The following is a 19,906-nucleotide window of genomic DNA, read 5'->3' as shown; positions in this document are numbered from 1 at the left end:
TATATTTTTAGGAGGATAAAATGAATTTTATAATAAAAGAAGCTAATATAGAAGAGGTTATAAAAGTTAGACATATAGTAATGTGGCCAAAGAAAAGTATTGAATTTGTTAAGATACCTTGTGATTCTAATGGAAAACATTATGGAGTTTATATTGGAAATAAGATTGTTTCTGTAATTTCTATTTTTATAAAAAATGAAGAACTTCAATTTAGGAAATTTGCTACTTTAAATGAATATCAAGGTCAAGGGATAGGGACAAAATTACTTAAATATATATTTGAAATTGCATTAGAGAATAATATAAAAAGAATATGGTGTAATGCTCGTAAGGATAAAAGCAAATTTTATACGAAATTTGGAATGAAAAATACAGATGAAACATTTAAAAAAGCTGGAATTAATTATGTAATAATGGAAAAAATAATAAGAGATTAAAAAAAATTAATTTGACATTGATAAAAAAGGGTAGTATACTAAAAATATAGAAAATAAAATATTGGAGATGAAGCTCTCCAGGAAAAATCCAAACTGCTTATAATAGCTAATGGCTTCTACAATAAAATTTTAATATTTTGTTGTAGAAGCTATTTTTGTTTGAATTATTTTATTTAAAAAAAAGAGACACAGATATTACAAAATTCTAAAAGGAGAGGATGGGAATGTCTACATTAATTAAAGAAGTATCAGCAATGGAAATTTTAGATTCAAGGGGAAATCCAACTGTAGAGGTAGAAGTAGTATTAGAGGATGGAACTGTTGGATTGGCTGGAGTTCCTTCTGGAGCATCAACAGGAGTTCATGAAGCAGTAGAATTAAGAGATGGAGATAAAAAAAGGTATCAAGGAAAAGGAGTGCTAAAAGCAGTTAAAAATGTTAATGAAAATATTGCAAAATTAGTAATAGGAATGGAGGCATTAAATCAATCTGAAATAGATAATGCAATGATAAAACTTGATGGAACTTCAAACAAAGGAAAATTAGGGGCAAATGCAATTTTAGGAGTAAGTTTAGCAGTAGCAAGGGCAGCATCTAATTCATTGAAAGTTCCACTATTTGAGTATATTGGTGGATTTACAGCAAACAGTTTGCCTTGTCCAATGTTTAACGTGTTAAATGGAGGAGTTCATGCTAATTGGCAAGGGCCAGATTTACAAGAGTTTATGATTTGTCCTGTTGGAGCTCCAAATTTTAGAGAAGCTTTAAGATGGGCAAGTGAAACATATCATAATTTAAGAACAGTATTAAAAGAGAGAGGGCATTCAGTTGGAGTAGGAGATGAAGGCGGATTTGCACCAACATTAAAAACCAATTCAGAAGCAATGGATTCCATTGTGGAAGCTATAAAAAAAGCTGGATATAAACCTGGTGAGGATATATCAATTGCAATAGATCCAGCTTCAAGTGAATTTTATAATGCAGAAGAAAAGTTATATAATTTAAGAACAGAAGGTAGGAAATTAACAGCAGAAGAGATGGTAGAGATGTATGCTGAATGGGTGGAGAAATATCCTTTAATTCTTATAGAAGATGGTTTAGCAGAAGATGATTGGGATGGGTGGAAACTACTTAATGAGAAGCTAGGAGATAAAATAGAATTAGTAGGAGATGACCTATTTGTAACTAATGTTGAAAGGCTAAAAAAAGGAATAGAAAAAGATGTTGCTAATGGGGTATTAATAAAACTTAATCAAATAGGAACATTGACAGAAACAATAGCAACTATAAAAATGGCTAAAAAAGCTGGTTGGGGTGCAATGGTGTCTCATAGAAGTGGAGAAACAACAGATAGTTTTATAGCTGATTTTACAGTTGGAATGAATACAGGACATTTGAAGACAGGAGCTCCTTGTAGAGGAGAGAGATTAGCAAAATACAATCAATTAATGAGAATAGAAAAGAAATTAGGAAAAGATGCAATTTATGCAGGAAGAGATGGATTTGTTAGATAAGGTAGAAAAAATATAAAAGGGAGCTATTATAGCTCCTTTTTTTATTTACATTCTTATTTTTCTATGTTAAAATAGAATAAAAAAGTAAAATAAAACTGGATAAGAAATTATATCGGAGGTAGATATTATGGAATTAAGGGAAGAGTTATATGAGTATGGGAAAAAAGCAAAAGAAGCATCATTAAAATTGACAGTAGCATCAACAAAAGAAAAAAATTTGGCGTTAAGAAAAATAGCTGAAAATTTAAGAAAGAATATAAAAGATATTGAAAAAGAGAATGAAAAAGATATTGTAGCAGGGAAAGAGAGAGGATTATCAAAAGCAATGTTAGATAGATTACTGCTAACTAGTGACAGAATTGAAAGTATGGCATCTGGAGTAGAAAAAATAGCAACTTTAACTGACCCAGTAGGAGAAATTTTAACTGGTTGGACAACAGAAGATGGGATAAAAATAAGAAAAGTTAGAGTTCCAATAGGTGTGATAGCTATGATTTATGAATCAAGACCAAATGTAACAGCAGATGCATCTGCATTAGCTTTAAAATCAGGAAATGCAATAATTTTAAGAGGTGGAAAAGAGGCTATAAACTCAAATAAAATAATAGCAAAAATAATAAAAGAATCATTAGATGAAGTTGGATTGCCAAGCGACAGCATAAATTTAGTACAAACAATAGATAGAGAAGCTGTAAAAATTCTTACTCAAATGGTAGATTATATAGATGTAATAATTCCAAGAGGAGGTTCTGGATTAATAAAAGCAGTTACTGAAAACGCAAAAGTTCCTGTTATTTATCATGATAAAGGGCTTTGTCATACTTATGTAGATGAAATGGCAGATATAGAAATGGCAAAAAAAATATGTTTTAACGCAAAAGTGCAAAGACCAGGTGTATGTAATGCAATGGAAACTATGTTAGTAAATAAAAATATAGCAGAAGAGTTTTTACCACAAATGGCAGAAGAATTTAAAAAAGCAGGTGTGGAATTAAGAGGATGTAAACAAACAAAACAAATTTTAAAAGATATAAAATTAGCAGAAGAAAAGGATTGGGATACAGAATATTTGGATTTAATATTATCTATAAAGATGGTAGATAGTGTAGATGAAGCAATTACTCATATAAATAAACATGGCTCAAAACATTCAGAAGCTATAGTTACAAAAGATTATGAAAGTGCAAATAAATTTTTAAATGGAATTGATGCTTCTACTGTATATGTGAATGCTTCAACAAGATTTACAGATGGAGCTATGTTTGGATTTGGAGCTGAGATAGGAATTAGTACAAATAAATTACATGCAAGAGGACCTGTGGCATTAGCAGAACTTACCACATACAAATATATTGTAGAAGGAAATGGTCAAATAAGATAGTGATGAAAATAGAGAGGAGAAATAGATATAAATGAAAAAATTAATTGTATTAATATATTTAATATTAAATTTTGTTAATTCGTATAGTGGAATATATAATTTTTCTGATGGAGCTAAAGATAACTTTATCCCTTTTGTATATTATATAAATGAAGCTGGAGTTATGGTAGGCGATTTATATTATAATAAAAATTTTTTAAAAAGAGATGGGATTTGGACAAATGTAGTTTTATATTCTCCACAAACAAACATTTTTACATTTTGGAATAAATTTAATGATTTTAAGTTAAATAAAAAATGGAGTGTAACATTAGATACTCAATTCATAAAATTTAATGATATAAAAAGTGGTGATATAGGAAACGATAGTTTGAATCAAAAAATACCTGAAGATTTTTTAGGAATATTAGATGGTTATCAAAACTTGTCGCAAGAAGACAAATATTATATGGGAAATAAAGAATATACGAAACTTTCAAATAATGGTAAATTAGTATTACAAAAATTAGGGTTGATTCCAGAAGATGAGAAGTGGAAGTTTAATGGATACAGACTTTATAAAGGTAACTTACTTGGAAATAATTTAGAGTTTAAATATAAAATTAATGAGAAAAATAATTTTAAAATAGGATATTCTTACCAATCATTGGATACACAAGTTAGGGATCTAAAGACTGATACACTAAATCTATATTTTGAACATTATAAAAATAAAGATTATAAGATGATTGTAGGAGTTAAAAAAAGTTTGAATCTATTAGGTCATAATAGTGAAAATGATTGGGATTATTATAAACTTAGCTTTGATGCGAGAAAATATTTTAAAATATATAATAATTGGGATTTAGGATTTAGATTTTTAGCAATAAATATGGGGGGGAAAAAAATATTAGATAAAGAGAGAACTGCTCTGAAAAAGCTAAGTGGACAAGATGAAAAAATATACATATATGCACCTTTTATGGATATGGCTTTATTAGGAGATTTAGATACATTAAAAGGATACTATTATTATAGATTTTTTGATAATAATGCTGTTTTATTTCAAGGAGAATTAAAAATACCTATTGAAAAATATATTAAAAATTTAAAAATAGCATTACTCGTAGAAATGGGAAGGGTAAATGATAAATTTAATTTAGATTTATTTACAAAAGATTTTCATTATGATTTTGGATTAGGATTTAGATATTATTTTGGAGAAAAGATTGTAATAAGAAGTGATATATCAAATTCAGATGAAGGGACTCAAATAAGAATGACACAAGGAGAGGCATTTTAGAATGCCTCTTTTTGCTTATATAGATTATGATTAGAACTCAAAAATGTAGTTTTTTAAAATCCTTCAAATACTAGATATAGTAGTATGAAGAAAACTAAATACCTTTTTGTGAGTTAATTATATTATTAATAATCCTGAAAGGGTAGTGTAAAATAATTGTAGTATTTTATCCGTAGATAAACGCAGATAATTATTTACCAATTTTTATTTATCAGTTTTAATCTATGTTTATCCTGTGGTTTTAAAAAATTTTTTCTTTGTGTAACTTTGAGTGCTTTGTGTCTTTGTGCTGAAATTATTTTTTCTACAAAAACTTTACACTATCAACCTGAAAAAATATACTTTAAAATAAGAAGAAATTGTGCTAAAATATAAATAGAATATAGTAATTTATATAAAAATGATAAAAGATAAAAATAACTTAGGAGGCGATTTTTATGTTTAATAAAATAGTACTTTTTTTTAGGAATGAAGAAGGAAGCGAATCTTTAATAAATTATGGGAAAAAATTACAAGAAAAATATAAATTGAGGGTAGAAGGGTTATATGTTAAAGATGTAAATAAATATGATATTATTCCTGCAGGAGTAGAAGGAATGATAATGGATACATCATCGAATTATATAATTAAAGAATGGGAAGAGATAGAAGTCAAAACATCACAAGCTATAAAAGAAAAGTTTTTAAAAGAGTTTGGACCTGCAAAATTTTCTATTGTAGAGGGATTAACTGTAGAATCAGCTATAAAAAAATTAAATAGTGCAGATATATTAATTACAACAAAGAAAGAAATTATAGATTCTGAGATAAAAGCTTTACTTAGAGTACATGAAAAACCGATTATTTTAATTCCTGAAAAAGGAGATTTTGGATTAGATAATGTTGTTTTTGCTGATGACTTAGAAGAAAAATCTAATAAAAGTATTTTTTCATTTTTGAATATTTTTAGTGATGTAGTAAGGTTAGATATTTTATATATTAAAGAAGAAGATGATGATTTGGAATTAAAAGAGTATTTTAATATTTCAAAAAAAGGATATAAAGAAGTTAGATTAGGAGTAAAAGATAGTATTGAGTTTATTAATGAAAAAGATATGCTTATAATGGGGAATTTAAAACATTTTTTTTCATTTGAAAAAATAGTTGGAGATTTAGGAGCTAAATTGTTAGAAAATTCTAAAATACCTGTATTTATAGGTTAGAAAATGGCTAAAATATTAGTTATATCAGATAGTCATGGAAAATTTGATAAAATTCATAAAATGGTAGAAAAAGAAAAACCTGATTATATAATTTTTACAGGTGATCATTCAAAAGATGGGATAGAATTATCTTATTTATATAATGATAAAATTAAATTTTATATAGTAAAAGGAAATACAGATTATATGGATAGAGATAGTAAAGAAGAATTAGAAATTCAAATAGATGGATTTAAGTTTTTATTAACTCATGGCCATTTATATGGAGTAAAAAGAGGGTATGATAATTTGAAATTAGTTGCAGAAAAGAAAAAAGTAGATGTGGTGATTTTTGGGCATACTCACAATAAATATTATGAAAAATATAAAAATATAGAGATTTTTAATCCTGGAGCGGCACAAGACGGGAATTATGGAATTATAGAGATAGAAGGGGATAAAATTAAATTTATGCATAAGGGACTTTAGAGGTATCAGGTGATAAGGGGAAAATTATGAGAAATAAAGTAAAACGAGACGATATGTTTAAAAAGATATTTTCAGATAAAAAATTATTTTTGATGCTATTAAAAGATTTTATAAAAGAATCTTGGGTATCAGAAATAGATGAAAGTAAACTTGAATTAATTCCATCATTATTTACAGATGGATTAGAAACTAACAGAGAAAGTGATATAATTTATAAAGTTAAGTGCAATGGAGAAGAGATATTTGTATTTGTTTTGTTAGAACAGCAATCAAATATAAATTATTTAATGAGTTTTAGAATATTAGAATATATGGTGAAACTTTGGAGAAAATATATAGATGATAATAAAAAAGTATCAAGAAATAAATGCTTTTTATTGCCACCAATATATCCAATAATTTTTTATGATGGGATAAAAAATTGGACATCAGTAAAAGCATTTAAAGAAAAAGTGAAAAATGAAGAAAAATTTAAAAGATTTGTACCGAATTTTGAATATGAATTAATAGAGTTAAACAAAATAAGTTTTGAAAAATTAGAAACTTATGAGGATTTGTTATCAACACTATTATTAATAGATAAAATAAAAAAACCAGAAGAGTTATCAAAACTGAGTAATATAGAAAAAAGTTATTGGAAAAATGTGAAAAAAGACATAGGAAGTAAAAGAGAATTAGAAAAAGTAGTAGAAGCAATGAATTTGCTATTAATAAGGATAAATGTTCCTAAAGAAGAAAGGGAAGAAGTTATCGAGCAAATTTATGAGGGGAGGTTGGAAAATATGTTTGAGATGGCAGTGCATTATGATGTACAAGCTGAAAGAGAAAAATATATAACTCAAGGAATCGAACAAGGAATCGAACAAGGAATCGAAGAAGGAATAGAAAAAGGATTAGAGGAAGGGAAAAAAGAATCATTAGAAGCTGTTATAAAAAAATCTATAAAACTAGGATTGGATATGGAAATGATAATGAAATTAACGGATTTAACAAGGGGAGAAATAGAAGAAATAATATCTAAGATAAACTTTTAATTTACTAGAAAAGTATATAATTATTCAGAAAATAAGTTACGCTGTTTTTTTGAAATATGTGATTTTTTAAGGCAAAATTTTTCAGAAGCCAAAAATTTAGAAAAATATTTATGCTTTACCATATAAAGCGTATCTTATTTTGTTATTTAATATATTTATAGATTTAAAATAAAATGTTTGACTTATAAAAAGATTAATATAAGGGGTGTAATTTATGAGTAAAATTTTGGGGATAGACCTAGGTACTACAAATTCGTGTATGGCCTATTTAAGAGAGGGCGGAGAAGTAGAAATAATTCCAAATTCACAAGGGAATAGAACTACTCCATCAATAGTTTCATTTAATGAAAACGGAGAACTTTTAGTTGGAGAAGTAGCAAAAAATCAAGCAGTTTTAAATTTTGATAGGACAGTAAGGTCTATTAAAAGGTATATTGGGACGGATGAAAAGATAAACGTTAATAATAAAGATTATACACCGCAACAAATATCTGCAATGATATTACAAAAATTAAAAAGAGATGCAGAAGAGCATTTTGGAGAGATAATAGAAGAAGTTGTGGTTACTGTTCCAGCGTATTTTAGTGATGCCCAAAGACAAGCTACAAAGGATGCTGGAAAGATAGCAGGATTAAAAGTTAGAAGAATTATTAATGAGCCAACAGCAGCAGCACTTGCTTATGGATTAGATAAAGAAGAAGAGCAAACAGTTCTTGTATATGATTTAGGTGGAGGAACTTTTGATGTTTCTATTTTGGAAATAAGTAGTATTGATGGAGAAAAGACAATAGAGGTAAAATCAACTAACGGAATAAATAAGCTAGGTGGAGATGATTTTGACCAGAAATTAATAGACTATATTATAGAAGAATTTAAAAAAGAGACTAAAATAGATTTATCAAAAGATAATATGGCTTTGCAATCTATAAAAGATGCAGCAGAAAAATGTAAAATACAACTGTCAGAATTAAAATCTGCAAAAATAAGTTTGCCATTTATATCAGCAAATGAAAAAGGGCCTTTACATTTAGATTTAGAAATAACAAGAGCTAAATTTGAGAGTTTAATAGAGGAATTAGTGGAAGAGACAATTGACCCTATAAAAAATGCTCTGACTGATGCAGAAATTACAGAAAAAGAGATTGATAAAATAATATTAGTCGGTGGTTCAACAAGGATACCAATGGTTCAAGAGATGTTGAAAGATATTTTTTCTGTAGAAATTTATAAAGGTGTGAATCCCGATGAAGTAGTTGCAAGAGGAGCAGCAATACAAGGCGGGGTCTTATCAGAAGATATAAAAGGGATTGTATTAGTTGATGTAACGCCACTTACTTTTGGCTTGGAAACAGAAGGTGGGTTAATAACAGCTATAATTCCTAGAAACACAGTAATTCCAACAACTGAAACGAAAATATTTACAACAGTTTCTGACAATCAAAAAAGTGTAGAGATTAATGTAGTACAAGGAGAAAGAAAATTTGCGAAAGACAGTATTAGTCTTGGAAAATTTGAATTAGCAAATATAAGAAAAGCTCCAAAAGGTGAGCCTAGAATTGAAGTAACTTTTGATATAGATGTAAATGGAATATTAAATGTATCAGCAGTTGATGTGGATAATGGAAATGAGCAAAAAATAGTTATTAGCAATACATATTCTTTAAGTGATATGGAAATAGAAAAGATGATTAATGAAGCAAAAGAATTTGAAGAGGAAGATAATAAAAAAAGAGAATTAATAGATTTGAAAAATGAGATGGATTCAATAGCTTCAAAAGTAAAAAGATTATTAAGAAGAAAAAAAGAAAAAATTTCTGAAGATGTAACGTCTAAAACAGAAAAATTATTAGAAGAGATAGAATTTTTAGCTGAGGATAATAATATTAATTTATTAAGAGGAAAATTGGAAAAATTAAGAGAAAAATTGAAAATTTTAAGTGAAATATAGATGAGGAGAAATTATGGAAAAAACAGTTAGGTTTGCACCAAGTCCAACGGGATATTTACATATAGGCGGGCTTAGAACGGCATTAATTAATTTTATTTATGCTGAAAAAAATCATGGAAATTTTATATTAAGAATAGAAGATACAGATAGAGAAAGAAGTAAAAAAGAGTATGAGAAAGCAATAACAGATGCTTTGGAATGGGTTGGAATAAAATGGGATAAATTTTATAGGCAATCTGATGATTTTAGTAAATATAATAAATATTTTGATAAATTAATAGAAGAAAATAAAGCATATAGATGTTTTTGTAATGATAAAGAAGATAAGTGTAACTGTTTTAATTTATCAGAGCAAGAGGTTAAAAAGAAAATTGAAAATAGCGAAAAATTTACTATAAAATTAAAAATTCCAGATAAAAATTTTGTGATAGATGACAAAATAAAAGGAAAAGTTTATTTTAAAAAAGAAAATTTCAAAGATTTTATTATAAGAAAATCAGATGGAGTTCCAATATACCATTTTGCAGTAGTTATAGATGATTATGAAGAAGGGGTAAGTTTTGTAATCAGAGGAGAAGACCATTTGTCAAATACTCCAAAACAAGTTATGATTTATGAAGCTTTAGAATTAGAAATACCGGAATATGGGCATTTGCCATTAATGTTAGGTGAAGATAAAACAAGACTTAGCAAAAGACACGGAGATGTGTCAATTGATAGTTTTCAAAAAGATGGAATATTAAAAGAATCAATAATAAATTATTTAATGGTATTAGGATATTCAACAGATGTAGAAATTTTTTCTTTTGAAGATGGGATTGATGATTTTGATTTAAGTAAAATGACTAAAAAGGCAACTGTATTTGATTATAAAAAACTATATTGGTTTAATAAATATTATATTAGCTCAAAAAATTTAGAAGAAATGGAAAAATTATTTAAAGATTATTTGATAAAATATGGATATCTAAATATAGATGAGATAGAAAAAATGGGAGAAAATTTCAAAAATATAGTTGGAATTTCAAAAGATAAAGTATCTTCATTAAAAGAACTTTATGAACTTAACAAATTCTTTTTTGAAGAGATAGAAAGTTATGATGAAAAAGGAAAAACTAAGTTTCTTGAAAAAGAGGGAATTAAAGAAAATCTAAAAAATCTTTATAAAATTTTGGAAAATGAAAATTGGGATATAGAAAATCTATTATTAGTATTTAGAAATTTTGCAAAAGAAAATGGAATGAGCTTAAATAAAGTAGTACAGCCTGTTAGAGTTTTAATAACAGGAAAAACTGTTTCACCAGGATTATTTGAATCAATGTATTACTTAGGAAAAGAAGAAAGTCTAAAAAGAATGGAGAGGTGGATAAATGAATAAAATTTATTTGATAATATCAGCAACTGTTTTAAGTTTGGCTTTAATAGTGTCGTCTTATATATTTGGAAAGTTTCTTTATGAGAGCAGGCAACCATTAAGAACATTAAGAGCAGTAGGAATCGCATCTACACAATATGAGGCAGATACTATAAAATGGAGTATAACACTAGAAGAGAGAAGCGATATAAATGGTGTGAAAAAACTGTATTCAAAATTAAATGCTGGATATAAAAAATTGGAAAAAGCTTTAAAAAGCAATGGGTTAAATGAAAAAATTACAGTAACTCCAATGAATATGTATCCTAATTATAATAGAGATGGAGTAATATCAGGGTATGTTGCAAGTCAAAAATTTTATATTATCTCAAAAGATATTGATAAAGTTGAGAGTTTAGCACTGTTTCCTGACAAACTTACAGAAACTGGAATATTAATTAAAAATTCAAATTTAGGATATTATTATTCTAAAATAGATGATATGAAAAAAGAAATTTTGGCAAAAGCAACAATAAATGCAAGAGAAAGAGGAGATGAAATTATATCAAATACTGATTATAAAGTTGGAGATATAATAAATGCAAGAACAGGAGTATTTCAAATAACAGAACCTTATTCCACAGCAATAGCAAGTTATGGATTATATAATACATCTAGCAGAAAACAGGAGATAAAAGTAACTGTGCATGTTACTTTTGAATTGGATAAGATGAAAAAGTAAAAAAATTATTATAAAGCAGGTGAAAAATGGGGAAATTAGTAAATCCACATGATAAGTATGTAAAAGAGATATTGACAAAAAAAGATAATGCTAAGAGTTTTTTAGAAAATTATTTAGGGAAGGACATATATGAGCTTATAAATTTGGAGGAATTGGAAATAGAGAAGGATAGTTATGTAACAGAAGAACTTCAAGAATATTTTACAGATTTATTATATAAAGTAAAAATATCAGGAGAAGAAAGTTATATTTACTTTTTATTTGAGCATAAAAGTTATCCCGATAAACTTATAATGTTACAATTATTAGAATATATGTTGAAAATTTGGAAAAGTAAAATGAAACAGAAAGAGAAATTACCAATAATATTACCGTTGGTAATATATCATGGGAAAAAAGTTTGGAATATAGAAGAAAAATTTTCTGATATGTTAAAGTTAAAAGATGATAAATTAAAAAAATATATACCTGATTTTCAATATATGCTATATGATTTAAGTAAATATAAAGACAGTGAGATAGTTGGGGTTTCAGAATTAAAAGCTATGATGAAATTATTGAAGTATATTTATAGTAGTGATTTATTAATTGAGTTACCAACTATATTGAAATTATTGTCGAATTCAAATATAGATGCAATAAAGAGTATAACAATATATTTATTAAATACTACGGAAATAGATGATAAGAAATTAATAGAATTAATTAAAGAAAATGTGTCAGAAGAGGGAGGTAAGATTGCCATGACGACAGCAGAAAGATTAGTAGAAAAAAGAATAGAGAAGTCAAAAAACATATGGTTATATAAAGGAAGAGAAGAAGGGAAAAAAGAAGGAAGAACAGAAGGGAAAAAAGAAGGAATGATAGAAGGAATAGAATTAGCATTAGATATAAAATTTGGAAAATCTGGATTAAAATTAATGAAAAATATAACTCAAATAGAAAATATAGAAAAATTAGAAAAAGTAAAAAATGCAATAAGAAAAGAGGATAAATTGGAAAATATAGAAAAGTTAATCAAGAATATAGAAAAATAATCAAAAACATTGAATTATAAAAAACAGGAGGAAAGATGAAAGAGAAAATAATCGAGTTAAAAGAAAAAGCAAAAGATAATATTGAAAAAATAGCTAATTTAAAAGAATTTGAAGATATTAAAATTAAACTAATGGGGAAAAAAGGTGAATTTACTCAAATATTAAAAGGGATGAAAGAAGTATCAAAAGAAGATAGGCCAATTATAGGTCAAATAGTAAATGAAACAAGAAATTTTTTGAATGGAAAATTAGAAGAAAAATTTAACATATTAAAAGAAAAAGAAAAAGAAGAAAAGTTAAAAAAAGAGGTTATAGACATAACATTACCTGGGAAAAAAGTTGCAGCTGGTAGATTACATCCTATAACTGAAACTACAGAATTTTTAAAAGAAATATTTATAGAAATGGGATTTGATATTTCTGATGGACCAGAAGTAGAATTAGATTATTATAATTTTACAGCATTAAATATTCCAGAAACTCATCCGTCAAGAGATTTGCAAGACACATTTTATATAGAGGATGATGTGGTACTTAGGACTCAAACATCACCTGTACAAATAAGATATATGAAAGAACATAAACCACCGCTTAGAATGATATGTCCAGGTAAAGTTTATCGTTCTGATTATGATATTTCACATACACCAATGTTTCATCAAATGGAAGGATTAATGGTTGGAGAAAATATCTCGTTTGCAAATTTAAAAGCTATATTAGAAGAGTTTGTAATTAGAGCATTTGGAGAAAGAAAAACAAGATTTAGACCACATTTTTTCCCATTTACAGAACCATCAGCAGAGATGGATGTAGAATGTGTAGTTTGTGGCGGAAAAGGTTGCAGAGTATGTAAAGGAAGTGGATGGTTAGAAATAATGGGGTGTGGAATGGTAGACCCGAAAGTATTAGAAGAAGTAGGATATGATTCGACAAAATATAGTGGATTTGCTTTTGGAGTAGGAATAGAAAGAGTGGCAATGCTTAGAAAAGGAATAGATGATTTGAGAGCATTTTTCGAAAATGATATGAGATTTTTGAGACAATTTAAATAGAGAGAGAACATGTAGGAGCGAACGGGTTAATGTTATCTTTTGTGAGATGTCTGTAAGGACAATTCATGAGGGGGTAAAAATAAAAAATATACGTGTATTAAACAGAGAGAAAGAAATAGCACAGGAATATTTAATTATAATAGGGAGGAACACAATGTTAATATCGTTAGAATGGTTAAGTCAGTATATAGATATAAATGAAAATATAATGGAGCTTGAAAATGCTTTAACTATGATAGGACAAGAGGTTGAAGCTATTGAAGAGCAAGGAAAATTTTTAGATAATGTCGTTGTAGGAAAAATAGTTGAGCTTACAAAACATCCTGATTCTGAAAAATTAACTTATTGTAAAGTTGATGTAGGAGATAAGATTTTGCCAATTATATGTGGAGCTAAAAATCATAAAAATGGGGATAAAGTTGCAGTTGCAAAAGTTGGAGCTATTTTACCTGGAGAGTTTAAGATAAAAAAAGCTAAAATAAGAGGAGTGGAATCAGAGGGGATGTTATGTTCTGAAAAAGAGCTTGGATTATCTGAATCTCATGAAGGAATAATGATATTAGAAGAAAATGCAAAAGTTGGAGAAAATTTGAAAGAGCATTTAAAAGAAAATGATATAGTTTTTGAGCTTGAAATAACACCAAATAGACCAGATTGTCTATCACATATTGGAATAGCAAGAGAATTAGGTGCATATTATGGAAGAAAAGTAAAATATCCTGAAATAAAAATAGAAGAAAATTCTGAAAAAGCATCTGATTATATTGATGTAGATATTGTAGACAGTGAAAAATGTAAAAGATATGCAGCTTGTGTTATAAAAGATGTAAAAATAGGTGAATCGCCAAACTGGTTGAAAAAAAGATTAAATGCAATTGGAATTAGAAGTATAAATAATGTAGTAGATGTTAGTAATTATATTTTAATGGAATATGGGCATCCTATACATGCTTTCGATTATGATAAAATAGAAGGGAAAAAAATAGTAGTTAGAGCTGCTAATGAAAATGAAAAAATAGTTACACTTGATAATGTAGAAAGAGAATTAGATTCGTCTATGTTAGTTATTGCAGATACTAAAAAAGCTGTTGCAATAGCAGGTGTTATGGGTGGATTAAATTCAGAAATTACAAATGAAACAAAAGATTTGCTTATAGAAATTGCTTATTTCAAACCAGAAAATATAAGAAAAACATCTAAAAAATTGGGATTAGCAAGTGATGCTTCATATAGATATGAAAGAGGAATTGATATAGAAGATACAGAAACTGTAGCTAAAAGGGCAGCACAATTAATCCAAAGTGTAGCAGGTGGAGAGATTGTACAAGGAATAGTTGATAAATATATAGAAAAACCTGAAACAAAAGAAATTATGTTAAATATAAATAAATTATCTAAATTTTTAGGAAAAGATATAGAAAAAAGCAGAATTGTAGAAATACTTAAAAATTTAGAATTAGAAGTTGAAGATTTAGGAGATGATTTAAAAGTAATTCCAACATCATTTAGAGGAGATCTGGAAAGAGCTGCAGATTTATATGAAGAAGTATTGAGAATTTATGGATTTGAGAATATACAATCTATTATGCCAACAGAAAATATTAAGCCAGGAAAAATAGATTCAAATATAGCTTTAGCTATGAAATATAAAAAATATTTAAGTGAAATAGGGCTTCAAGAAGTTATAAATTATAGCTTTATCCCTGAAGCTGGATTAAATAAAATATACAATGAAGCTGAAACTGTAAAAATTAAAAATCCTATTAATGAAGATATGGCAATACTTAGACCAACACTTGCATATAGTTTTTTAACAAATATAAAAGATAATTTAAATAGAAATATTTCGGATTTAAAAATATTTGAAGTAAGCAAACTATTTTTTAAATCTGAAGAAAAATTACCTATAGAAACATTAAAATTTGGAGTAGCATTATCTGGAAAAAATAATAAAAATTTATGGGATGCAAAGCCTAATAATTATGATTTTTATGATTTAAAAGGATATGTAGAATCATTCTTTGAGATACTAAATTTTAAAAATTATACATTAAAAAGAAGTGAATCTAAAATGTTTCATCCAGGTAGAAGTGTAGATTTATATGTAGGAAGAGATTTAATTGGAAGTTATGGAGAAATTCATATTAATGTGCTTGAGAATATGGGAATAAAAGAAAGAGTATATATAGCAGAATTTGATATTGAAAAGATAGAAAAATATTCTAAGAAAAAAACGGGATATAAAAAAATAGTTAAATATCCAGCTATTCAAAGAGATTTAGCAATTGTTGCACCAGAAGATGTTTTAGTTGGAGATTTATTAAAAGTTATAGAAAAAGGTGGAAAAATAGTAGAAAAAGTTGAGCTATTTGATGTATATAAAGGAGAACAAGTAGAAAAAGGATTTAAAAGTATTGCAATAAGTGTAACTTTTAGAAGTGAAACTGATACACTAAAAGATGAAGAAGTAGATAAAGTTTTGAAAAAGATTTTGGGAAATATAGAAAAAAGATTTAATGGTAAGTTAAGAAGTTAGAAAAAGTTCTTTAAAAATATAAATATATGAGTCCAAGCTTATTTTAGGGTTTGGACTCATTTTTTATTTGTTAGGAAAGTATAAATTTATTCATGAAAATAAGCTACGCTGTTTTTTTATAATGAATTAATAAAAGAATCCGATAATAAAATAGGGTAATCATATGTTGAATTTTAATGTAGTTGAGTAGTTGATTAAAGAATCTAATGTTTTAATGTTTTAATATTTTAATGTTTTAATTTTTCCCCGTGCATTTGCGGAAAGTAATAAATTTTCTTGGTGAAATTCCCGTTAAGCAGTTGACATTGTTTGAGCGTAGCGAGTTTGGCAACTGTAGGGAATGAGCCTTAGAAAATTATTACTTGGAGCATTAGCACTTGATTTTTTGGTACTTTTTTATCAAGAAAAAAGTATAATCTTTGATTTTGATTAATATATTTAAACTATAATATCCATACGATTTAATTATTTGCAAAAGGGGGATTTTTTATGTATAATTTTAAAAGATTGGCTAAATTTAAAAAAATAGAAAGAAAAAGATTATATGAAATATTGGAAAAAGCAAAAGAGGGAGATAAAGAGAGTAAAATATTTGATATTTTTATGATGATTTTAATATCTCTAAATGTATTGGCTGTAATACTAGAAACTGTAAATAGTTTAGTTACAAAATATGGAAAAGTTTTTTTATATTTTGAATTTATATCAGTTATAATTTTTAGTGTGGAATATATTTTGAGAATATGGGTTTGTGTGGAAGATGATAAATATAAAAAAGAAAAAAATAAATTTAAAGCAAGAATTAAATTTATATTATCCCCATTATCAATCATAGATTTATTAGCAATATTACCATTTTATCTGCCTGTTTTAATTCCATTTGATTTGAGAATTATGAGAGCTGTAAGATTATTTAGATTGATTAGACTTTTAAAAGTTGGAAGGTATTCAAAAGCGGTTACGACATTTTATAAAATTATAAAGAAAAAAAGAGAAGAGCTTTTAATATCCCTGTTTATAGTAATTGTACTACTTATAATTACTTCTAGTCTAATGTATTATATAGAAAATGGAGCACAACCAGAAGCTTTTTCGAGTATTCCAGCAGCGATGTGGTGGGGGATTGCAACCTTGACTACTGTAGGATACGGTGATATTTATCCAATAACGGCTTTAGGGAAGTTTTTAGGTGCAATTATATCTATTTTAGGGATTGGATTATTTGCGTTGCCAACTGGTATATTGGCATCAGCTTTTACAGAAGAGATAGCAATTGAAAAAGAAAAAAAGATGAAATGTCCATATTGTGGGAAAGATATTGATTTGGATTGATTTTTTGGCTTTGGAGGAATTATGAAAAAAATTAAAGAAACAGACTTATATAAACCAATTTATGATTATATGGCAAAAAATGGCTATAATGTAAAAAGTGAAGTTAAAGATTGTGATGTAGTTGCAATAAAAGATGATAATCTTATTATTATAGAGCTGAAAAAAAGTATAAATTTGACTTTATTAGTTCAAGCAGTTGAAAGACAGAGGAGAGCAGATTCTGTTTATATTGCAGTGCCAAGGCCTGAAAATTTGCCTAAAAATTGGAAAGATATAGTTAGGTTATTAAAAAAATTAGAGTTAGGGTTGATATTTGTTGTTTTTCTAAAAAAAGATACAAGAGTAGATATAATATTTCATCCAAATGAATATGTAGAGAGAAAAAGTAAAAAACAGAGATTTGCAATAATAGAAGAGATAAAGGGGAGAACTGGGAATAGAAATATAGGAGGAAGTAGAAGAACAGCAATAATGACAGCTTATAAAGAGCAGAATATATTTATTGCATGTTGTTTGGAAAAAAATGGACCTTTATCTGCTAAAGAATTAAAAAAAATTGGAACAGGGGAAAAAACAAGCAGTATTTTGATTAAAAACTTTTATGGATGGTTTGATAGGGTTGAACGAGGAGTATATAAATTAAATGATAAAGGGAAAGAAGAGATGGGGAAATATCCTGATATAGTTGAATATTATAAGAATAATTGATAGTGGACAATGTACAATTTAGAAGAAGAGAAAAAGAAAAGAAGCCGGTTTTTAAAAAAGGCTTCTTTTCTTATATATATTAGGAAAGTCTAAATTTACTAAGGAATGGCTTAAAAATAACATTCCCATTTTGTTTTAAAATACGCAATAATTTAAGCGTTTTTATAACAAAATATAAGAAACTTATTTTTTAAACGTTCCTAAGTATATAAGCTATGCTATTTCTTATCTTAATATTTTTCTAAATGCTGCTAGGAATGGATTCCATACAGTAGAATTAGTTGGTGAATAAGCGTAATCTACGTCAAATAAGTCTTCTAAATTTAATTTAAATTTAATGGCTATTGCAAATTGGTCTATAAATTGAGCAACTGCTTCATATCCTACCATAAATGCACCTAAAATAGTTTCTGAATCTTTATCATAAACTACCTCAATGGAATTTGCTCTTGAGTCAGCAAATCCTGGAACTTTAGTAAAAGCTTTTAAAGAAACAGAACCAGCATTAAATCCATTTTCTTTTGCTTCTTCTAATGTAAGACCTGTTTTAGACAATCTAACATCAAAAAATGAAGTGGCAAAAGTCCCCATTACACCTTTCCATTTCATAGGCGTTCCAGTTATATTGCTTGCTACTACGATACCTTGTTTATCTGCAACGTCTCCAAAAGGAGCATAAACTTTTTTGCCTGTAATAATATTATCTGTAAAAATCATATCACCTAATGCATATACATTTGGTATGTATGTTTTTAAATGTTCGTCCACGTAAACTCTGCTATTTTCATTAAGTTGAAATCCTGATTTTTCAATTAATTCTGTATTTGGTCTAGTTCCAATTGTCATCATGATAATATCAGCATCAATTGTAGAACCATCATTTAATTTTACACCTGTAACTTTTCCGTTTTCAGAAAAAATTTCATCTACTGAATTGTTTAAAATTAATTTTATATTTTTTTCTTCAAATTTTTTGTATACTGGAGCAAGAAGTTTTTTGCTAAACATTGGGAAAATTCGGTCTATTTTCTCAACGACAACAGTTTCTATACTGTTTAGAGAAAGACTTTCTGCCATTTCTATACCTATAAATCCAGAACCTATAATAACACCTTTTTTAGGTTTATCATTTTCTATATATTTTTTGATATTTATAGCATCAACAGCATGAGATAATCTAAAAATTCCTTTTATATCTTTAGAATAACCTTTTATAGGTGGAGTAAATGGAGTTCCGCCTGTGCTAATGACTAATTCATCATATTTGAATTCACCATTAAATTGTTCACCTTTTACAATTAATGAATTTGAGTCAAAATTAATTTTTTCCACTTCGTGATTATCATAAATTTGAATTCCTTTGATATTTCTAAAATGTTCAGGAGTATAATGTGCCACACTTCCAAATGGTAATTCGTTTGCAATGAAATATGGAGTTGGACATCCAGCCCAAGCAACATATGAAGATTTTTCAAATACAACTACATCAATAGATGAATCATATTTTTTTAATTGAGCAGCAGTTGTCATTCCACCTGCACCGCCACCGATTATAGCTACTACTTTATTAACGCTCATAAAATTTACCTCCTTAGATTTTTGTAAAAGTTTGTTTATTAATTATACTATTGTTTAATGGAAAAATCAATTATTATATAATTTGAATAGTTTAAGGTTTGGATATGAATATTAGAGATGAAATTTAAAGAATGATGATAGTGGCAAATTTTTATAGAAAAAGAATCTTAATACAAAAATATAAAAAAAAACATTTAAAATCACGATATGAACAGAGGTTAACACTGATGAATATAAAATATCATTCATTTGTATTTAATTATTGGTGTATATTAGTGTAAATTGGTGGCTAAAATTCTAT

16 protein-coding genes and 1 riboswitch are annotated in these 19,906 nt (G+C 27.1%); of the genes, 15 read left to right on the top strand and 1 reads right to left on the bottom strand.

The genetic code is table 11. The annotated features are described in order from the left end of the window. The first annotated feature begins 20 nt into the window (after positions 1-20). The 15 genes from RDY08_RS09760 (at position 21) to RDY08_RS09690 (ending at position 18,027) form a co-directional block, all read left to right on the top strand. Positions 21-437: a GNAT family N-acetyltransferase gene (locus RDY08_RS09760; protein ID WP_307904236.1), complete on the top strand. Its 417-nt coding sequence runs from the start codon at positions 21-23 to the stop codon at positions 435-437. Between the two features lie 54 nt (positions 438-491). Further along, positions 492-563: riboswitch (Fluoride riboswitch) on the top strand. Between the two features lie 98 nt (positions 564-661). Further along, positions 662-1,951, top strand: a complete 1,290-nt coding sequence (eno, locus tag RDY08_RS09755; protein ID WP_307904235.1) for a phosphopyruvate hydratase — start codon at positions 662-664, stop codon at positions 1,949-1,951. A 127-nt stretch (positions 1,952-2,078) separates the two neighbouring features. Continuing rightward, entirely contained in the window at positions 2,079-3,332 is a 1,254-nt protein-coding gene (locus RDY08_RS09750) for a glutamate-5-semialdehyde dehydrogenase (RefSeq protein ID WP_307904234.1), read from the top strand. 31 nt (positions 3,333-3,363) lie between these two features. Next, positions 3,364-4,614 carry a BamA/TamA family outer membrane protein gene (locus tag RDY08_RS09745; protein ID WP_307904232.1) on the top strand — a complete coding sequence of 417 codons (1,251 nt, stop codon included), beginning with the start codon at positions 3,364-3,366 and terminating at the stop codon, positions 4,612-4,614. Positions 4,615-5,051: 437 nt separating this feature from the next. Next, positions 5,052-5,816, top strand: coding sequence for a hypothetical protein (locus RDY08_RS09740; RefSeq protein WP_307904231.1), 765 nt, complete (start codon positions 5,052-5,054; stop codon positions 5,814-5,816). A gap of 3 nt (positions 5,817-5,819) precedes the next feature. Then, positions 5,820-6,284: a YfcE family phosphodiesterase gene (locus tag RDY08_RS09735; RefSeq protein WP_307904230.1), complete on the top strand. Its 465-nt coding sequence runs from the start codon at positions 5,820-5,822 to the stop codon at positions 6,282-6,284. A 26-nt stretch (positions 6,285-6,310) separates the two neighbouring features. After that, a complete protein-coding gene (locus RDY08_RS09730; RefSeq protein WP_307904229.1) occupies positions 6,311-7,318 on the top strand; it encodes an Rpn family recombination-promoting nuclease/putative transposase in 1,008 nt (335 codons plus the stop codon). Between the two features lie 214 nt (positions 7,319-7,532). Continuing rightward, complete coding sequence (dnaK, locus tag RDY08_RS09725; RefSeq protein ID WP_307904228.1) at positions 7,533-9,266, top strand: molecular chaperone DnaK; 1,734 nt, start codon at positions 7,533-7,535, stop codon at positions 9,264-9,266. 13 nt (positions 9,267-9,279) lie between these two features. Next, entirely contained in the window at positions 9,280-10,644 is a 1,365-nt protein-coding gene (gene gltX, locus RDY08_RS09720) for a glutamate--tRNA ligase (protein WP_307904226.1), read from the top strand. Continuing rightward, entirely contained in the window at positions 10,637-11,362 is a 726-nt protein-coding gene (locus tag RDY08_RS09715) for an SIMPL domain-containing protein (RefSeq protein ID WP_307904224.1), read from the top strand. The genes gltX and RDY08_RS09715 overlap by 8 nt, the downstream gene beginning before the upstream one ends. A gap of 26 nt (positions 11,363-11,388) precedes the next feature. Further along, positions 11,389-12,399 (top strand): Rpn family recombination-promoting nuclease/putative transposase, encoded by a 1,011-nt coding sequence (locus RDY08_RS09710; RefSeq protein ID WP_307904222.1) that lies wholly within the window; start codon positions 11,389-11,391, stop codon positions 12,397-12,399. Positions 12,400-12,434: 35 nt separating this feature from the next. Then, the gene (gene pheS / locus RDY08_RS09705; RefSeq protein ID WP_307904220.1) at positions 12,435-13,451 is read left to right on the top strand and encodes a phenylalanine--tRNA ligase subunit alpha; all 1,017 of its coding nucleotides are present in this window, start codon (positions 12,435-12,437) and stop codon (positions 13,449-13,451) included. A gap of 46 nt (positions 13,452-13,497) precedes the next feature. Then, complete coding sequence (gene pheT, locus RDY08_RS09700; RefSeq protein WP_372339415.1) at positions 13,498-15,987, top strand: phenylalanine--tRNA ligase subunit beta; 2,490 nt, start codon at positions 13,498-13,500, stop codon at positions 15,985-15,987. A 489-nt stretch (positions 15,988-16,476) separates the two neighbouring features. Further along, complete coding sequence (locus RDY08_RS09695; RefSeq protein WP_307904218.1) at positions 16,477-17,319, top strand: ion transporter; 843 nt, start codon at positions 16,477-16,479, stop codon at positions 17,317-17,319. Positions 17,320-17,340: 21 nt separating this feature from the next. Then, on the top strand, positions 17,341-18,027 hold the full coding sequence (locus RDY08_RS09690) for a DUF2161 domain-containing phosphodiesterase (protein ID WP_307904217.1): 687 nt from the start codon (positions 17,341-17,343) through the stop codon (positions 18,025-18,027). A 225-nt stretch (positions 18,028-18,252) separates the two neighbouring features. Here the strand turns inward: RDY08_RS09690 and RDY08_RS09685 are convergent, their stop codons facing one another. Next, complete coding sequence (locus RDY08_RS09685; protein WP_307904216.1) at positions 18,253-19,605, bottom strand: FAD-dependent oxidoreductase; 1,353 nt, start codon at positions 19,603-19,605, stop codon at positions 18,253-18,255. Positions 19,606-19,906 lie beyond the last annotated feature (301 nt).

It is taken from the genome of Haliovirga abyssi (assembly GCF_030295325.1).
GTDB classification, from domain to species: domain Bacteria; phylum Fusobacteriota; class Fusobacteriia; order Fusobacteriales; family Haliovirgaceae; genus Haliovirga; species Haliovirga abyssi.
The sequence above is the reverse complement of the archived record's forward strand: the minus strand, read 5'-3'. Positions and strand labels throughout refer to the sequence as shown.

Coding starts and splice junctions, on each gene's coding strand:
- RDY08_RS09760 (WP_307904236.1), top strand. CDS start 21: ATGAATTTTATAATAAAAGAAGCTAATATAGAAGAGGTTATAAAAGTT.
- eno (WP_307904235.1), top strand. CDS start 662: ATGTCTACATTAATTAAAGAAGTATCAGCAATGGAAATTTTAGATTCA.
- RDY08_RS09750 (WP_307904234.1), top strand. CDS start 2,079: ATGGAATTAAGGGAAGAGTTATATGAGTATGGGAAAAAAGCAAAAGAA.
- RDY08_RS09745 (WP_307904232.1), top strand. CDS start 3,364: ATGAAAAAATTAATTGTATTAATATATTTAATATTAAATTTTGTTAAT.
- RDY08_RS09740 (WP_307904231.1), top strand. CDS start 5,052: ATGTTTAATAAAATAGTACTTTTTTTTAGGAATGAAGAAGGAAGCGAA.
- RDY08_RS09735 (WP_307904230.1), top strand. CDS start 5,820: ATGGCTAAAATATTAGTTATATCAGATAGTCATGGAAAATTTGATAAA.
- RDY08_RS09730 (WP_307904229.1), top strand. CDS start 6,311: ATGAGAAATAAAGTAAAACGAGACGATATGTTTAAAAAGATATTTTCA.
- dnaK (WP_307904228.1), top strand. CDS start 7,533: ATGAGTAAAATTTTGGGGATAGACCTAGGTACTACAAATTCGTGTATG.
- gltX (WP_307904226.1), top strand. CDS start 9,280: ATGGAAAAAACAGTTAGGTTTGCACCAAGTCCAACGGGATATTTACAT.
- RDY08_RS09715 (WP_307904224.1), top strand. CDS start 10,637: ATGAATAAAATTTATTTGATAATATCAGCAACTGTTTTAAGTTTGGCT.
- RDY08_RS09710 (WP_307904222.1), top strand. CDS start 11,389: ATGGGGAAATTAGTAAATCCACATGATAAGTATGTAAAAGAGATATTG.
- pheS (WP_307904220.1), top strand. CDS start 12,435: ATGAAAGAGAAAATAATCGAGTTAAAAGAAAAAGCAAAAGATAATATT.
- pheT (WP_372339415.1), top strand. CDS start 13,498: ATGTCTGTAAGGACAATTCATGAGGGGGTAAAAATAAAAAATATACGT.
- RDY08_RS09695 (WP_307904218.1), top strand. CDS start 16,477: ATGTATAATTTTAAAAGATTGGCTAAATTTAAAAAAATAGAAAGAAAA.
- RDY08_RS09690 (WP_307904217.1), top strand. CDS start 17,341: ATGAAAAAAATTAAAGAAACAGACTTATATAAACCAATTTATGATTAT.
- RDY08_RS09685 (WP_307904216.1), bottom strand. CDS start 19,605: ATGAGCGTTAATAAAGTAGTAGCTATAATCGGTGGCGGTGCAGGTGGA.